The 17086-nt window shown below is 60.9% G+C and carries 15 protein-coding genes; 12 read left to right on the top strand and 3 right to left on the bottom strand.

All coding sequences use genetic code 11. From position 1 onward, the window contains the following. Positions 1-49: 49 nt before the first annotated feature. Positions 50-448, top strand: coding sequence for a RidA family protein (locus AC5RT4_RS14855; RefSeq protein WP_494106244.1), 399 nt, complete (start codon positions 50-52; stop codon positions 446-448). Positions 449-1448: 1000 nt separating this feature from the next. Here AC5RT4_RS14855 and AC5RT4_RS14860 read toward each other — a convergent pair. Next, a complete protein-coding gene (locus AC5RT4_RS14860; protein ID WP_494106245.1) occupies positions 1449-2816 on the bottom strand; it encodes an MFS transporter in 1368 nt (455 codons plus the stop codon). A gap of 249 nt (positions 2817-3065) precedes the next feature. Between AC5RT4_RS14860 and AC5RT4_RS14865 the strand changes: the two genes are divergently transcribed. Both AC5RT4_RS14865 and AC5RT4_RS14870 read left to right on the top strand, forming a co-directional pair. Then, the gene (locus tag AC5RT4_RS14865) at positions 3066-3488 is read left to right on the top strand and encodes an acyl-CoA thioesterase (RefSeq protein ID WP_494106305.1); all 423 of its coding nucleotides are present in this window, start codon (positions 3066-3068) and stop codon (positions 3486-3488) included. 55 nt (positions 3489-3543) lie between these two features. Continuing rightward, complete coding sequence (locus tag AC5RT4_RS14870; protein ID WP_494106246.1) at positions 3544-4371, top strand: PaaX family transcriptional regulator; 828 nt, start codon at positions 3544-3546, stop codon at positions 4369-4371. Here AC5RT4_RS14870 and AC5RT4_RS14875 read toward each other — a convergent pair. Beyond that, positions 4359-4757, bottom strand: coding sequence for a RidA family protein (locus AC5RT4_RS14875; protein WP_494106247.1), 399 nt, complete (start codon positions 4755-4757; stop codon positions 4359-4361). The genes AC5RT4_RS14870 and AC5RT4_RS14875 overlap by 13 nt on opposite strands. A 130-nt stretch (positions 4758-4887) precedes the next feature. Between AC5RT4_RS14875 and AC5RT4_RS14880 the strand changes: the two genes are divergently transcribed. From AC5RT4_RS14880 to AC5RT4_RS14915, 8 genes are all read left to right on the top strand, one after another. Continuing rightward, a complete protein-coding gene (locus tag AC5RT4_RS14880; RefSeq protein WP_494106248.1) occupies positions 4888-5772 on the top strand; it encodes a fumarylacetoacetate hydrolase family protein in 885 nt (294 codons plus the stop codon). A 5-nt stretch (positions 5773-5777) separates the two neighbouring features. Next, complete coding sequence (locus AC5RT4_RS14885; RefSeq protein ID WP_494106249.1) at positions 5778-6260, top strand: cupin domain-containing protein; 483 nt, start codon at positions 5778-5780, stop codon at positions 6258-6260. 3 nt (positions 6261-6263) lie between these two features. Then, the gene (locus AC5RT4_RS14890; RefSeq protein ID WP_494106250.1) at positions 6264-7169 is read left to right on the top strand and encodes an acyl-CoA thioesterase; all 906 of its coding nucleotides are present in this window, start codon (positions 6264-6266) and stop codon (positions 7167-7169) included. Positions 7170-7204: 35 nt separating this feature from the next. Then, positions 7205-8863 (top strand): AMP-binding protein, encoded by a 1659-nt coding sequence (locus AC5RT4_RS14895; RefSeq protein WP_494106251.1) that lies wholly within the window; start codon positions 7205-7207, stop codon positions 8861-8863. 18 nt (positions 8864-8881) lie between these two features. After that, entirely contained in the window at positions 8882-11275 is a 2394-nt protein-coding gene (locus AC5RT4_RS14900; protein WP_494106252.1) for a bifunctional salicylyl-CoA 5-hydroxylase/oxidoreductase, read from the top strand. Between the two features lie 130 nt (positions 11276-11405). Then, positions 11406-13043, top strand: coding sequence for an amidohydrolase (locus tag AC5RT4_RS14905; RefSeq protein WP_494106253.1), 1638 nt, complete (start codon positions 11406-11408; stop codon positions 13041-13043). Continuing rightward, positions 13043-14287, top strand: coding sequence for an amidohydrolase family protein (locus tag AC5RT4_RS14910; RefSeq protein ID WP_494106254.1), 1245 nt, complete (start codon positions 13043-13045; stop codon positions 14285-14287). Before AC5RT4_RS14905 ends, AC5RT4_RS14910 begins: the two co-directional genes overlap by 1 nt. Then, positions 14284-14700 (top strand): nuclear transport factor 2 family protein, encoded by a 417-nt coding sequence (locus AC5RT4_RS14915; RefSeq protein ID WP_494106255.1) that lies wholly within the window; start codon positions 14284-14286, stop codon positions 14698-14700. The genes AC5RT4_RS14910 and AC5RT4_RS14915 overlap by 4 nt, the downstream gene beginning before the upstream one ends. A 46-nt stretch (positions 14701-14746) precedes the next feature. Here the strand turns inward: AC5RT4_RS14915 and AC5RT4_RS14920 are convergent, their stop codons facing one another. Then, positions 14747-15283: a helix-turn-helix domain-containing protein gene (locus AC5RT4_RS14920; protein WP_494106256.1), complete on the bottom strand. Its 537-nt coding sequence runs from the start codon at positions 15281-15283 to the stop codon at positions 14747-14749. 337 nt (positions 15284-15620) lie between these two features. Here AC5RT4_RS14920 and AC5RT4_RS14925 point away from each other — a divergent pair, with 337 nt between their 5' ends. Continuing rightward, the gene (locus AC5RT4_RS14925) at positions 15621-17084 is read left to right on the top strand and encodes an ABC transporter substrate-binding protein (RefSeq protein ID WP_494106257.1); all 1464 of its coding nucleotides are present in this window, start codon (positions 15621-15623) and stop codon (positions 17082-17084) included. Positions 17085-17086 lie beyond the last annotated feature (2 nt).

Below are 17086 nucleotides of genomic sequence, written 5' to 3' on the forward strand. Positions count from 1 at the left end.
CAACGGCGCTGGCCATCAGGTCACAAACAAGACGAAAGAGGAAAACTAAATGTCCACAACACGGCAGCTGATCAATCCATCAGAAATCCATCCCGCGCCCGGTTTCAGCCACGTCACGGTCGCTGAAACGGGCAGGGTCGCTTATGTTGCCGGCCAGGTGGCCCTTGCACCTGACTTCAGCATCATTGGCGGCGACGACCTGGCCGAACAGACCCGCGCCGCAATGCGCAACGTCGAGGCCGCGCTGGCCTCGGTGGGCGCGTCATGGCAGGACGTCGTTCGCCGGACCATCTACACCCTGGCACCCACAGAATACGAAACCATAACCGCCGCAATCGAAGAGATCCAAGGCGACCAGGTCCACCCATCCCAAACCATTGTTGGCGTGACTGGCCTGGCGATCGAGGGCCTGCTCATCGAGATCGAGGTTACGGCTCACCTTCCCTAAGGATGGCACCGCCGGACCTGCGGCAACCGTCCCGGTGTGGCATCTAACCATTTTCCTTGAAGGATGCCAACAACGAGTACAACGGTCCGGCGGAAAGCAGCCGACTGTCTGGCCACCCTTTTGGCAAGAGCCCGGTGCTGCAGGGCTCATGTCAAAAGGACGGCGGCCCATCCGGGAAGATCTGTGATTACGGTCAAGAACCGGCCGCGGCCAGGACAGGCCCTCGTTTGTGGTGCCTGGCAAATTCTGTGGTCCATCTATTCCATGCGCTGAATCAGACCTTGGAAAGCATCCAGCCTGGACATGAACAACGGTGGGGGAACGTGCGCGCCCTGCACGCCGAATACCAGAGCGCGCGATAATAGCTTCGACGCATCAACGGTGCCGGGTACGACGACTCAGTGGTCCAGCAACGCTGAAATGAATCCGGAGGGTTTGCCTGGTGTAGCTGCGGCTAGCGACGGGTTGCCGGGCGGTGTTTTCCTATCGCCCCGGCCATTTTCACGGCCAAAGTGAGCCCGCAGGGGATTCCCGCCCGTGTGGGGTTTGTACACTGCGTATGAAGCTTCTGTTAGCTACTTGCGTTGCCCCCGGACCGGAATTGACCCCACCAGTGGACAGCTAAAAGTGTCAGGTTGGGAGCGCCACCACGACTCCTCTACGAGGCATGGACCGTTAGAGGACCTGGTGTGGAAAGGGCTCGTAGTCATTCCGGGTGGTAGCCTCACGGTCTGGGGCGTGGAAAGCCAAGCCCTGTAGCGGGGCGAGACCTTCCGGTGAGGGTAATGCTCCATCAGATTTGCTCGTTGCGGCACTCGGCCGGTATGAGGGCCAATTGGTTGAAGTGTTCAGCGGCTTCTGCAGCGACCGATGCCAATGGCTGAAGCCCGAGTGTCGGGTTGGCATTTAGTTGGTGGTGGTACGAATATCAGCGTAAAGGCAAAGCGCGGTGGCCAGGCCCTGAAGGACCTGGCCACCCCGCTTTGGCTTTGCGGATTTTTCAGTTATTTGTGGCGGAGATGGCGGGGCGGTCAGAAGTGGCGGCATCCCTGCGCCTCACCGTTGGAATACGCGGGATGAGCGCGACGGCGGTGGCAGCTACCAGGCCGACGAGGGAGAAGACGATGAAGTTCCACTGAAAGGTTAGCTGCGTAGAAGCTATCCAGCCGCCGATCAAGGGTCCTGAGATCGCTCCGATGCGAGCGAAGGACAGAGCCCAACCGGTGGCCGTGGCGCGGGCATAGGACGGGTAGTACTCGGCAACCCAGCCGGTGAGCACGAGGGAAGTGGAGATCGAGCCGATTCCGGCCATCGCGACAAAAACGTAGTTGATGACAAGAATGTTGGGGAACATCAGCAGCAGTATGCCGACGCCGCCAAGCAGGTAGAAGGTCACCAGGATCAGCTTTTTGCCGTAAGCGTCAGCCGCCCGACCGAGCACGATTCCGCCCACAGCAGAGGCGAGGCTGAAAACTGCAAGGAACATCAGCGAGGAGCCGAGGTCGTATCCGGCAGACCGCATGATCGAGGGCAGCCAGGTATTGAGACCGTAAACGAGAACCATGCCGCAGAACAGGGAGATCCAGAAGAAGACAGTGGGCCGGAGGTAGCCGCCCGAGAACATCGCCGCCAGGGATTGCTTCCAGCTGACGGACTCCACGGTTTCGCCGGTGGGACGGGCCGGCGTCCAGTCCTGCTCAACGAACGGAGCGACGTCCAGTTTGCGGGCCAACCTGCCTGCCTCGGCCTTGCGGCCTTTGCTCATGAGGTACTCCAGGGACTCCGGGACCATCCACGCCAGTATCGGCAGCAGCAGCACCGGCAGAGAGCCGATACCGATGACCCAGCGCCAGCCTAGAGTCGGCAGCAGGGCGATCGCGACCAGGGCCGCAACGAGGATGCCAAGGGAGTAGCCGGAGTACATGAGGCCGTAGTTAAAGGACCGGCGCCGTGGGGCAGAGTACTCGATGGTCAGAGCTGCGGCGACAGGAATGATCCCGCCCATGCCTATGCCGCCGATCAGGCGGAACATGCCAAACAGGTCGGGGGTGGGTGCAAGCGCCGCCGCCAGCTGCATGGTGGTAAAGATCGCCACCGAGGCCAACATCATTCTCTTCCGGCCGATACGGTCTGAAAGTGTGCCGATGGTCATGGCGCCGATGAGCATGCCGATCAGCGCGTAGGAGCCCAGTCCGCCAAGCTCCAGCGGGCTGAGGTCCCATTGTTTATACTCGGCCAAGCTCGGGAGGACAGCGCCCAGAACGCCGACGTCATAGCCCTCGGCCAGGATGGCCAGCCAGCAGGCGAACAACACTCGGTTAGTGGTTTTTTGTGGGACGGGCCATTGTGTTGCGTGTGCGGTAGCCATGGTCACTTTGATCCTTGTCTCGCTCGCGCGCCATCCGAAGGGGAAGTGTTGGGGCGCGCTCGGCAGAAGGTGCCGTGCGTCACAGTATGCTCTCTTCTTGCCGCTCGTCACAAGACCTCTATAGAAAATTGGGGGTGACGCTGACAACTTGCCCTATGCTATGTCGCTTCTATCACGATCGTCATATTTTTAGTATAGGCTTGCAGTGTGGAAAGTTTATGCCTGAGCGGAGGAGCGACGTTGGAAGCTGTGAGTGAGAGCCTGGGCCATGCTCATGTTGAGCGAACCGTCGAATGGATTGACACTGACGCTTCCGGGCACCAGCACAATTCAGCCGTTATGCGGTGGGTCGAATCTGCTGAGGCTGAGTTGTTTCGCAGGCTTGATCTTCCTGGCTACTTTCCCACGGCTCCGCGGGTGCAGCAGGTGATCAACTACACCGCGAAATTGTGGTTTGGACAGCGCGTCACGGCGGCCGTTCGAATCGAGCAACTTGGGCGCACTTCGGCAACATATGCCTTTGAAGTCAGGGGTCATTCTCACCCCGGGGCCCTGGCTGGAACGGCAGCGTTCGGCACGGTCACTGTCGCCCATGTCCCGGCCGGTGCGCACGGAGCGGAGCCATGGCCGGATGACTTCCGACAGGCAGTTCTTGCTCTGCTGGAAGCCTAACCGGGACATGATGCGGGATGCTGCTTCTCCTGCCGTGCACGTACGCATTCAACAATTGATCATCACAATTTTCGGCCTCTACAGCCGGAATCTGGGTAATGCACTCCCGGTCTCCGTCCTGATTGAGATGTTGGGAGATCTTGGTTATGACGCACCGGGTGTACGTTCCTCAGTCTCCAGACTGAAAGCGAAGGGCGTCCTGGAGAGCGTCAAATTGGACAGGACTGCCCGGTACAAGCTCTCTGATCAAATCATGGACGTCTTCTTCGAGGGCGATCAGCGCATATTCGCATCAGAGGCAGCAAGGCCCACCGGCGGGTGGACCTTGGCCGTTTACTCTGTCCCCGAACCCCTACGAAACCGGAGGCATCAACTCCGCACGGAGCTGGCCGCCCTGGGATTCGGGTCCGTGGCCTCAGGCGTGGGTATCGCACCCGCCGCAGTTCTTGATAGAGCCAAAAGCCGGCTGGAATCCAAGGACCTGATCCAGTTCGTGGACTTCTTCCGAGGGGACTACATGATGGAAGGGGCCGTATCCGGCAAGGTTTCGCAATGGTGGGATCTTGACGCCCTTTCCGCGCAGTTCGCCGAGTTCCTCGCGGTTTACGGCTCCGCCCACGGGGCGTGGGTAACCAGGATCGGCGATGATCCCGGTCTGGCCCTGGCAGACTCCACGACGGAAGTACGCCGTGAAGCCTTCAGATTTTATGTCCCGATGCTGACTCTTTGGCGGCGTTTTCCTTACAGGGACCCCAGCCTGCCTTTGGACTACCTTCCCGAAGGCTGGCAAGGCCCCGCTGCCAGAGGAGCCTTCCTCTCGACCCATCAACTGATTGCCCCGTTGGCGGCGGCCTACGCCAACGACTTGCTTCAGCGTTCCTGAATCACCGCAATGCCCTGAATCTCGATGAGGGCCTCTTTTTGCCATAGCCTGCTGACGCCGATGCCTGCCATTGCGGGGTATTCGGAGCCAGCCATTTCCCGCCACAACCGGCCGATTTCGCGCCCGTTCGCCATGTAGTCGTCCACGTCGGTGAGATAAATCGTCACGCTGACCAGATCCTCGGGTTGGCCGCCTGCCTCAACGAGCGTGGTCAGGACGTTCGAAAACGCCTGCTTGAACTGTTCCACGATGCCGCCAGGGACGATCTGCATGTCTTTGTCCAGGGCAGTCTGACCGCCCAGGAACACTGTATTTCCGGAAAGAATGCCATGGGCATAACCGGAAGGTTTGGCCATTGAGGTGGGGTTAACGGTCCTGTTGCTCACGTGTTCCTCCTGAAAAGGGGCATCTGGGAAATTTCGGAAAAGTCCTGTGCAGATCTCCTCCGCCGTGCTAACTTGAGCATATGTGACGATCGTAAAAAAGTCGACATACCAATCAGTGAGGGATGCAGAAATGAAACTGGCCACATTGCGCAGGTCCGGGGGCGGGACGACGGCAGCGCTAGCAACAGCAAACGGCTCATACGTCCCGTTGCCCGGAACGGATGTGGGCACCTTCCTTGCCCACCCCGAATGGCGGACTACTCTGCAGCAGGCCGCTTCCAGCGACCCCGGGGACAGTGTCGTTCCTGCGGGAGAGGCGGACTTCGCGCCTTTGTTGCGGCCAGGAAAGGTCATCTGCTGCGGCCTGAACTACGGGGATCACATTCAGGAGATGGGACGGGAACTGCCGACGTACCCTACGTTGTTCGCAAAATTCGCTGACACCCTAACGGGAGCGCGCGACATCATCAAGATCCGTGGCAGCGAAAAGGTCGACTGGGAAGCGGAGCTTGCCGTCGTTGTGGGTGCACCTCTGTTTCAGGCAGACGAAGAGCAGGCACGCCGGGCAATTGCCGGGTACACCGTGGCGAACGACATTTCCATGCGTGACTGGCAGAACCGGACGCTGCAGTGGTTCCAAGGCAAGGCCTTTGACGCAAGCACCCCCGTGGGACCCGTCATGCTGACCGCCGATGACGCCCCCGAAGACTTCCAGGTCCGGGGTTTTGTCAACGGAGAACTGGTTCAGTCCGGCAACACTTCGACACTCGTTTTCGGTCCAGCCCGCCTCTTGGCCTACATCTCCGGCTTCACCCAGCTGCGGCCGGGCGACCTGGTTCTCACCGGCACACCCGGCGGAGTGGGCATGGGGATGACCCCCCCGCGCTTCCTTCAGGACGGCGACGTCCTCACCACCGAGATTGAGGGCATTGGGCACCTCGAGAACACGATCCGCATCTATCCGGCCGAGGTCGCAGGACGCACTGCGGTCGCGGCTTCCAGCATCAAGGAGTGAAAACCATGACCATCAAAACCACTGAGTACCTCACAGAGGGCGACAACTCCATCTACGCAGGACCGGACGGCCGTGTTGTCCCGGTCGTCACCCGTGCAGGAGAGGAAGATACCAACACCGCGCAGTCCGGAGACGCCGTCCGTGTGTCCGGAGTTTCCATTCAGCACACCCCCGCCACCAAGATTTGGTTCGGGCAGGTTTCGAACGTCCCCGGCTATCGGTCCTTGCCCCACCACCACGGGGAAGCAGAGACCGGTGGATATGTGCTGCGCGGTCACGGCCGTATCTACTACGGGGAAAACTTTTCGGAGCACCAGGATATGAAAGCTGGAGACTGGGTTTTCGTGCCGCCGTTCATGCCCCATGTAGAGGCGAACATGTCTGTCACCGAGGAACTCGTCTGGCTGACTGCCCGTACCCCGGAAAACATTGTGGTCAACCTCGAAGACGTCGCCGACGAAACCCTCGCCGACTACCGCCGGGCATAAGCCGTGACCCATGCTCCCTTCACGGTGACGGCCCCGACGTCCGAGACGTTCCTGCGGGCCATCGATCTGAGGCCTGTTGCTGCCGAGCACGCCGACGAGGCCTACGAAGCGTCCACCCAGTATGTTCCGTGGCCCAAATCGTATGGCGGTGACATGGTGGCCCAAGCGGCCGCGGCAATGATGCGTTCGGTCGGTAACGACCGGACGCTGCATTCGATGCACAGCTACTTCATGCGCCCTGCCGAGATTGGTGCAATTGTGCGCTACGAAGTGGAGCGCCTGCGTGACGGCAGGGGCTACTCAACCCGCAGCGTCCGTGGCTATCAGAACGGCAAGCCGGTTTTCGCGGCCATGGGATCCTTCCATGTGCGTGAGGAGGGACCGGACTACCAGCCCGACTCCCCCGCGGAAGTTGATCCCGAGTCCCTGCAAAGCGCAGCGGAAGTGCTGTCAGGAACAGAGGGTGCCGCCAGCGAGTACTGGGCAGCCGGGCGAAGCTTCGACATGCGCCACGTTCCCGGGCCCTTGTACGTCAGTGTGGAGGGCGGAACACGGGCTCACCAGGCGGTATGGGTCAAAGCATTCAGCAGGTTGCCCGACCGGGCTATGGATAAGGCTTCGGCTGACCTGCATCGCGTCGCCCTCGCCTATGTATGCGACTACACGATCCTCGAACCCATTTTGAGGGTCAAAAATCTGCACTGGTCCTCCCCCGGGCTGACAACAGCAAGCCTGGACCATTCCATGTGGTTCCACCGGGACGGCCGCGCCGACGACTGGGTGCTCTACGCCCAGGAAGCCCTGTCTGCACAGAACAGCCGGGGCCTGGCTCTGGGACGCTTTTTCGACCGCCAGGGACGCCTGCTGGCCACCGTCGCCCAAGAGGGCATGGTCCGCCACGCCTCCTGATCTTCCACCGAATTATCAGAACAGAAAGAAGGGCCATGACAATGCAACCGTCAGCCCACGTGGACACCTTTACCCGGGACCACCTGCCGCCCGCCGAAACTTGGCCGGCCCTTGAATTTACGCTTCCGGAGCTTCAGTACCCGGAAACACTCAATGCCGGAGCGGTACTGATCGACGGTGCCGTGGAACAGTACGGCGCCGACCGCCCGGCCCTGCACACCCCTGGCGGCATCACCTGGACCTACGGCGAGCTTCAGCTTCGGGCCGCTCAGGTGGCACAGGTCCTCACGGAAGACCTAGGAGTCGTACCGGGAAACCGCGTGCTGTTACGGGGGCCGAACAACCCGTGGCTCGTGGCGGCGTGGCTTGGCGTTCTCAAGGCCGGCGCAGTGGTCGTCACCACGATGCCGATGCTACGGTCTTCCGAGATCGCGACGCTTATCAGTCTGACCAAGCCGGTTGTTGCCATTTCTGACCATCGCTTCACCGACGAACTCGCAGCGGCGGCCGGAGAAAACGTGGCCGTGCTTTCATACGGCGGCAGCGGAGCAGATGATCTGGTGGCACTTTGCGCGGCCAAGAGCGGGAAATTCTCGAACGTTGAGACCTCGGCTGATGATGTGGCCCTGCTTGGGCCAACGTCCGGCACGACCGGCACGCCCAAGATCACCATGCACTTTCACCGCGACATCCTGGCCAACGCCGACACCTTCGCCCGCCATATTCTGCGCCCCACGGCCGATGATGTCTTCGCCGGTTCCCCGCCGCTCGCTTTCACGTTCGGGCTCGGCGGACTCGTGGTGTTTCCGCTTCGGTTCGGCGCGTCTTCGCTGCTGACTGAACGAGCCACACCGGTGGAACTGGCTGAGCACGCCGTCGCGGCTGGGGTGACCGTCCTCTTTACCGCACCAACCGCCTATCGCGCCATTCTGAAGGCCGGCCGGGGGGAGCTGCTCCGCCGGCTCAGAGTCGGCGTCTCCGCCGGCGAACACCTGTCGAGGGAGACCTGGGAAGCGGTCTACAAGGAAACCGGAGTCCGTCTGGTCAACGGTATCGGCTCCACGGAGCTGCTCCACGTCTTTATCTCAGCTTCCGGAGACGATATCCGCCCCGGAACCACCGGCAAACCAGTACCTGGCTTCCGCGCCACAATCCTGGACGACGACGGAGCCGAAGTGGGTCCCAATCAGCCGGGAAGGCTGGCCGTCATCGGCCCCACAGGGTGCCGGTACCTCGATGACAGCAGGCAAAAGAAGTACGTGTGCAACGGATGGAACATCACCGGGGACACCTTCATCCGGGATGAGGATGGCTACTTCATCTACCAGTCCCGATCCGATGACATGATCGTTTCCTCCGGGTACAACATTGGAGCGCCAGAAGTCGAAGCCGCCATCGACCAACACGCCGATGTGGTCGAAAGCGCCGTGGTAGGCCGACCGGACCCCGAACGGGGAACTCTGGTGTGTGCCTTCGTTGTCCTGCGCGAAGGAATCGCCGGCGACGACGCTAAACGCAAAGAAATCCAGGACTTTGTCAAGGCAACCATCGCTCCCTTCAAATATCCGCGTGACATCCGGTTTGTCGATGAGTTGCCCCGAAACCCCAGCGGCAAGCTGCAGCATTTCAAGCTGCGCGAACACCTTGAGCACGACATCACCATGCTGGCCGACGCTGCAGCGCCGCAGTCCTAGAGAGAGTGTAAAAAGATTATGAAGATCGCAATCGTTGGAGGCGGGCCCGGAGGCCTGTACTTCGCAGCCCTGATGAAGCAACTCGATCCGTCCCACGACATCACGCTCTGGGAGCGTAACGCAGCGTCTGACACGTTCGGCTTTGGCGTGGTCTTCTCCGATGAAACCCTCGGAGGTATCGGCAACGCCGACCCGGTCGTGGCCGAATACATGAGCCGGCGCTTCGCCCGCTGGTCTGACATCGACATCCACTTCCGGGATCAGACAACCACTGTGGGAGGCCAGGGGTTCGCGGCAATGAGCCGCAAAGAACTGCTGGAGCTTCTACAACGGCGCTGCATCGAACTCGGCGTCGACGTCCGATTCAGTACCGTGGCCCCGCCCATCGGTGAACTCGAAGCCGGGCACGACCTGGTCCTCGCGGCCGACGGTGTGAATTCCCAGATCCGTGCTGCCCACGCGGGATCATTCGGTCCAAGCCTTGACCCGAGGCCAAACAAGTTTATGTGGCTCGGCACCGACCAGGTTTTTGAAGCGTTCAAGTTCTTCATCAAGGACACCCCCTTCGGGACGATGCAGATCCACGGCTACCCCTACTCAGACGAGGGCTCAACGTTCATCGTCGAAATGTCACCCGACGTGTGGGCGGCAGCAGGCTTTGACGAGACAACCGGCGAGGTCTTCCCGCCCGGTGTCTCCGACGAGAAGGCCATTGCCAAAATCCAGGCAATCTTCGCTGAGGAACTGGACGGCCATGAAATCCTGGCCAACAACTCCAAGTGGCTGAACTTCACCACTGTGCGCAACCGCAGCTGGCGCCACAACAACATCGTTCTTCTCGGCGACGCCGCCCACACTGCCCACTTCTCCATTGGCTCCGGCACGAAGCTCGCCATGGAAGACTCACTGGCCCTTGCTGCCTGCCTCCATGAACACCAGGACCTTGAAGCAGCACTGAAAGCTTACGAAACCGAGCGCCGTCCCGTAGTCGAATCGACCCAGAGAGCTGCCCAGGCGTCACTGGAATGGTTCGAGCGGATCGGCCAGTACAAGGACCAGGATCCCACCCAGTTCGCGTTCAACCTACTCACCAGGTCCCGCCGCATCACACAGGAAAATCTCCGCCTTCGTGACCCAGAATTCGCTGAGGCCGTTGACCGGCAGTTCGCCGCGGCCCAGGGCCTTTCGACGCCAGCGCCTGCGATGTTCCAGCCTTTCCGCATTGGGGGGCTGGAACTGAAAAACCGCGTCGTCGTATCCCCCATGGACATGTATTCTGCCGTTGACGGGGACCCCGGCGAGTTCCACCTTGTCCATCTAGGTTCAAAAGCATTGGGGGGCCCGGGACTGGTCATGACAGAAATGGTCTGCGTTTCCGCCGAGGGACGCATCACCCCGGGCTGCTCAGGCCTCTACAACGACCGGCACCGGGATAGCTGGAAGAGGGTGGTCGACTTCGTGCATGGGAACTCCACAGCGAAAATTGGCCTGCAGATCGGCCACTCCGGCCGTAAAGGATCAACACGTCTCATGTGGCAAGGCATCGACCAGCCTCTGGAGTCCGGCAACTGGGAGGTTGTTGGTCCCTCTGCCCTGCCTTACGGTCCTGACAACCAGATCCCGCGGGAAATTGACCGCGCCGAAATGGACCGGATCAAGGCTGAGTTTGTGGACGCCACCCGCCGGGGAGAAGAGGCAGGCTTCGATCTCCTAGAGATCCACGCCGCCCACGGCTACCTTCTCTCTTCCTTCCTTTCCCCCATCTCGAACCAGCGCACGGACGAGTACGGAGGAAGCCTGGAGAACAGGCTGCGCTTCCCGCTGGAAGTCTTCGACGCCGTGCGGGCCGCCTGGCCCGCGCACAAGCCAATCACGGTAAGGATTTCGGCCACGGACTGGGCGGAGGGCGGCAACACGGCTGATGACTCCATCGGCATTGCCCAGGCCTTCGTCGACCATGGTGCGGAAGGAATTGACGTATCCACGGGACAAATCACCAAAGACGAAGTTCCCGCATTCGGGCGAAGCTACCAAACGCCGTTCGCTGACCGAATCCGACAGGAAGTCGCCGCTCCTGCCGGTGTAGCGGTCATCGCCGTAGGAGCGATCTCCACCTACGACGACGTTAATTCCGTGCTGCTCGCCGGCCGGGCCGATCTCGTAGCCCTGGGACGGACTCACTTGTACGATCCGCAATGGACCCTGCACGCCGCGGCCGAGCAGGAATACCGCGGCGCAGGCGCCGATTGGATCTCCCAGTTCCGCGCCGGCCGCCGCAAGCCCCCCAGCGCCAGGACCGATGCCGTGCGGCCGAGGCTGTCACTGCTTAAAGAACCCGAAAGCCAGTCCCCCGGCACCCACCTGCGATGGACACCGGCACGAGACACATCAGAATCTGTCTTGGCCCCCTAGCCGCGGGTTGAGGCAGGCACACCAAGAGACAGCAGTGACGGCGGCCATGGCCGGGTCCGCGAATCAAGAATGTTTAGTGAAACTAGACGTTTTATAGCCACAACAGATTTTTCTTGATAGGAATAAGGGCATGATCGCAGACTGGATACTCACGGGTGGACGAATAGAAACCTTCGGGCAGCACTCCGCGCCGCAGACCGCCATGGCCGTCGCCGATGGACGGGTCCTCGCTGTAGGTTCCGATGCCGATATCGAGGCCCTAAGCGGGGACAGCACACAGCGGAGCGAGCTCGCCGGGCGGACTGTTCTGCCTGGTTTCATCGATACGCACATGCACCTGGAAAAGGTCTCCCACGAATTCACCATGCTGCGACTGGAACACGCCCGCTCGATTCCGGAAATTTTGGACATCGTGGGTGAGCGGGCCCGGGAGCTGACCGATGCCGGGAACAACAGCGCCTGGATCCGGTGCCTGGCTGACAACGCTGCCTGGAACGAAAAAAACCTGGCCGAGGGCCGCCTGCCCACCCGGTCCGAGCTCGACGCGGTCTCCCTAGATGTGCCCGTGTATCTCTACCGCCGGCCGGACCGGGCAGTCATCAACACCGTTGGTGCCGCTCTTATGGTTGGAAAGCTGCAGGCCTTCACTGAAGGATACGACGCGGAAACAGGATACCTTTCGGGTCCCCCAGTCCGGGTGATCAACGATGCGATCTACACCCTGAGCATGGCAGATATGGAATACCGCGAGAGTATCCTCGCCGAAGCCTGCCAGAAACTGCTTGCCATGGGTCTGACCACCATTGTTGATCCCGGGCTGGCCGGGGCCTTCGACTCATCCTGGAGCCTCTACCAGGAGTCCGCCAAGCGCAGCAACCTGCCGCAACGGATTCTGTTGATGAACCGGTTTGACTGGCGGAAGCCGTTAACTGATGAGCGCGCCAGGGTGCTTGGCAGCTCAGTCCTCCCAGGGGCCGGCGACGACCGGCTCTCGGCCTGGGCACTCAAGGTCCTGCTCGACGGTGAATTCACGAACGCTTGGATGCGTGATGGCGAGACCGTTCAATCACCCGGCAGCGCCCACTACACCCATGAGGAAGTGAGGGACATCCTCTCGCTGGCCGCCGAACGGGGCTGGCCGGTCTGCATTCATGCCATGGGCGGCGGCGCGATCGAGGAGGTCTACGGAACCGTTGCAGAGTTGCGCAGCGAAGGAGTCGAATTCTTCGACGGACAAATCAATATCGCCCACGCCTTTCTGATGGATGTCCCGGACATGAAAGCATGCGCCGATCTGGGCATCAAACTGTCGCTGAACCCGCCACTGGCATACGTCTACAGCGACGAACTACGCGCCGCCTGGGGACCCTTGGCCGCCAGGGCCGTTCCGTTGGCGACACTGTCGGCCCTGGGTATCCCTTTTGCCGGCGGATCCGACACCCATCCCTGCGCACCACTGGCGGGCGCCGCCATGGCAGTACTGCGGAAAGCATGGGATGGCAGCACGCTGGGAAGCCATGAAGCGATAGATGCCCAGCAGGCTCTGACCATGTACACCCGCGACGCCGGCTCGTACATCAACAGGTCCGACGTTGGCACCCTGTCAGCAGGGGCCGTCGCAGACTTTGTCGTGTGGCCGCAGAACCCCCTCGAGACCGACCCGGAACTGTGGGCCGACCTTTCACCGGATCTGGTGGCTATATCCGGCACTCCAGCCTGGACCAGCCCCGAATCCCTAAGCCCCAACCTTGAGAAAGCACGATCCTGATGCCTGAACAATACCTGCTTCACAACCTGACCCTCGTTGACGCTTCGCGTGAGGACGCATTGCCTTCGGCAGCCGTCTGGGTTCGAGAGAACATCATTGCAGCAGCCGGCCCCGAAGTGGAGGTCCGCGGCCAGCTCGGGGACAACCTCCCAAACGAGGTCGATATGGGCGGGCGGTACGTCTCCCCCGGCCTTATCAACATGCACACCCACCTGTCCCTCTCACTGCCGGGGCCACGCGGGGCGCTGGTCAAAGGCATGAACGACTTTGAACTGGCGCTCTATATGGCGGACGGCGCCGCCCGTTCCCTGCAAAATGGCGTGACAACAATCCGCTGCGTCGGGGAAAAACGGCACGCCGATTTCGCCCTGCGCGCAGCCATAGATGCCGGATATGTGCCCGGCCCCCGCATCTTCACGGCAGGACGGCCAATATCCTGCACTGGAGGCCACGGCCACACCTCCTCCGGAGCACTGGAGTGCGACGGGGCCACCGAATTCCGGAGAGGAGTCCGCCAGCAGGTCAAAGCCGGAGCGGACCTCATCAAGATCATGATCTCGGGCGGAATTTCTGGTCAGCACGAGACCATCACCACCCGCCAGGTCACTGTCGATGAACTTGAATCCGCAATCACCACCGCCCATGACTGGGGCAAGAAAGTTACTGCCCACGCCGGCCCCTCCGGAATAATCGCCGAAGCAGTCAAATTCGGTCTTGACTGCGTCGAGCACGGCTACGAGCTCACCGACGAGGTCACCGACCTGATGGCCGCCAACGACTGCGCTCTCGTGCCCACACTGGTCGTAACGCGGTGTAAAGAATTCTTTGACGAGCTCGGTGTGCCCGAGTGGATGCAGCAGCGTTCACTCGGCGCAGGAGAGCGGCACATGGCCAGCTACCGCAGCGCCCTCAAATCCGGAGTCACCGTGATGCTGGGCAGTGACATGCCCCCGTTCTGGCATTTCGAGGGAACATCGGCAGCCGTCCGGGAGCTGGAACACATGTCAGAAAATGGCCTTGGGCCACGCGCCACTCTCGCCGCGGCAACCGTTGTCCCAGCCACCTGGCTGGGGGCCGATGACCAACTCGGCACAGTGGAGGCAGGCAAGTTCGCGGATCTCATTGCCACCGACGGTGACCCCAGCACGGACACGAGCGCCTACCGCAGCCTGTCCTGGGTCATGAAAGACGGTGAGATCGCCAGGGACGACTTCGCCTCCAATATCAGGGAATTTTCTGCATGAGCACTCAAAGGGCGGCTCCTCCCCAAGGGGATGAAGCCGCCCTGCAGATTGTGGGCGCCCTAAACGACATGTACTCCGCGTTCCTGGAATCTGATTGGGAAAGATTCAACAGTCATCTGGATCCCGACCTGACCGCCTGGGAAACACACCTTCCCGGGATGATCCGCGGGCAAGGTGACCTTGACGCCTACCGACAGAATCGGCCGGCACCCAAAAAGTTGAGCTACCTCACCGCCAGCGAGCACCTCATCGACACGTGGGGTTCTACCTCCCTGGTCCGATACATCCTCACGGGGGCCAGTGCATCAGACCACAGTGAGGTCCGGCGTTCACGCGTCACCGAAGTTTTCCGGTGGGACGGTGCCAACTGGAAAATCGTCCACCGCCACTCTGAACGGATGAGCCCTGCCTAGCCCCCGCACGAGCGCTGCCCGCAAGCGGGCTTGTGCGGGACGGCGCTTAAGGATTGGGCGGTGTGACAGCCAAGATGAACTCGGCAGGGACATCTCCCCGGTTGACATAGCGGTGGGACGCCCTTGAGTCGAAAGTAACGCTCTCGCCCGTCAGCAGTTCATAAAAAACGCCTCCGACCTCGGCGGTCAGAGTTCCGACGGTCACATAGGCGCATTCGGTCGACGGATGCGACCACCCCTCCTCGGACGTGGCTTCTCCGGGGCCCAGGGTGCCATGCAAAACTTCCAGATCGGTACGACCAGGAGTAAGCCGTTCGTACGGGATGTGGCCTTCCGCGGAGGCGAGCACCGGACGCTTTCCGACTTTTGAATGGTGAACGGCTGTCGGTGCCGGGTCAGCAAAAAGGGTCGCAAGATCCGCGCCGAAAACTGCCGCGAGCTTCCTGATCGTTGCAAGGCTGGGATCAGTGGTACCCCGCTCAATCTGACTCAGCATGCCGGCGGACAGACCTGTCGCCGTCGCGAGCTGCCTCAACGACATGTCCCGCTCTTTGCGCAGGTTCCGAACTCTTTCGCTAATCAACCGTCATCCCTCCAAAGCAAAATCTGACGCTACGGGCGGGGCCGGTATAGCACGCCGCACACACTAAAAATGGATAGTCACAGTAAACATTGTATGAAAAGGCTTTACAAGACCTGCCGAGTCTGGCACTCTCAAATTAGGACGCGTAATCCGCCTCACACACCCCTCTCAAGGAGTCTTTCCTATGCCATTAGCATCGCAACTCCCGGCTAAGAAATCGTCCAAGATTCTTGTGTCAGCGGCGCTCACGGCGCTCTTGACCCTTACCGCATGCGGCGGTGGTGGTTCCTCGAACTCTTCCGCAGGCAACCAAACTCTGGTAGCCAATACTACCTTCGTGTACAAGACACTGGACCCGGGCCGGGCCTACGAGCAGACCGCCTACGTAGCCCTGCACTCCCTTTATTCCACGCTGATGACCTTCGAAGGCGATGACATCACGACCCCTGTTCCGGACCTCGCTGAAAGCGTTGAATCGTCCGCGGACAGCATGACGCACACGTTCAAGCTTCGGGAGGGCGCAACGTTTGCCGATGATTCGCCGATCACTTCTGAAGACGTGGTTTTCTCCCTTACCCGGCTGCAGAATCTCAAGGGCGGCTCCGCACCGTTCTTCGCAGGGCTGACCTTCGAAGCACCGGACGCCCGCACTGTGGTGGTCAAGGCGGACAAGGCCTCGCCGAACCTTCCGGTGCTAATGGCCATGCCGGCAAGCAGCATCGTCAATTCGAAGGTTGTGAAGGAGAAGGGCGGTACGAATACTCCAGATGCCGCTACAGCCGACACGGCCCAGTCGTACCTCGATTCCGCTTCGGCCGGCAGCGGACCCTATGTCCTGGAGCGCAACGATCCCGGCCAGGAACTGGTTCTTGTCGCCAACGATAAGTACTGGGGCGAAAAGCCGGCGTACGGGCGCGTTGTCCTGCGCAACATTGACATCCAGAACCAGAAGCTGACACTGTCACGGTCAAAGGCCCCTGAAATTGCCTTGGACCTGACGGGCAACCTTCTCAAGGATCTGCCGGATTCCCTGAACGTTTCGGAAAAGAAGGACAACATCTTCTTCGCGTGGGCGAACGCCGATCCGACAGTTTCGTCGATCAGTTCCAACCCCGCCTTTGTTGCCGCCTTCAAGTCGGCCGTTGACTATGAAGGCCTCGCAGCGCTGATGGGCCCGGGCGGATCGACGCTCGGCGGACTCATCGCCGATGTTTACCCGGGTTCCTTGCCTTCATCAGATGCCCCCAAGCAGGACATCGACCAAGCCAAGAAACTTCTGGCAGACGCGGGCATCACTGAACCGACAGTTCCGTTCATTTACCCCGCCATCACCTACCGAGGCGTGGACATGGGAACCGTCGCAACAAAGGTCCAGGGAGACGTGGCGAAGGCCGGAATTAAGCTCGAACTGACCCCGCAGCCGCTGACCGCATTCCTTGAGGGATACCGCGGCGGCAAGTCGGTGATGGGTATGACCCCCCACGCCCTGAGCTACCCCCGGGCAGAAAACTTCGTCACCGTGATGAAGCCAGGCGGAACGAACTCCGTACGGGTCGGCTGGACGGAACAGAATGCGTCCCCTGCCGCTGTTGAAGCATCCAATGCCGTTTTCGCAACAACCTCAGAGGACCAGCGGACGGAGAAAATTGTTGAATGGCAGAAGGTCATGAAGACCGATGCCCCGTTCATCCCACTGGCCGTCAACTCCGGTGCGATCGTGTCCACGCCTCAGGTGACCGACGCCAACTACACCTCCGCCGGATGGATCGTTGACCTGGCAGACATCAAGGCTGCGGGGTAGTA

It is taken from the genome of Arthrobacter sp. sptzw42 (assembly GCF_059089685.1).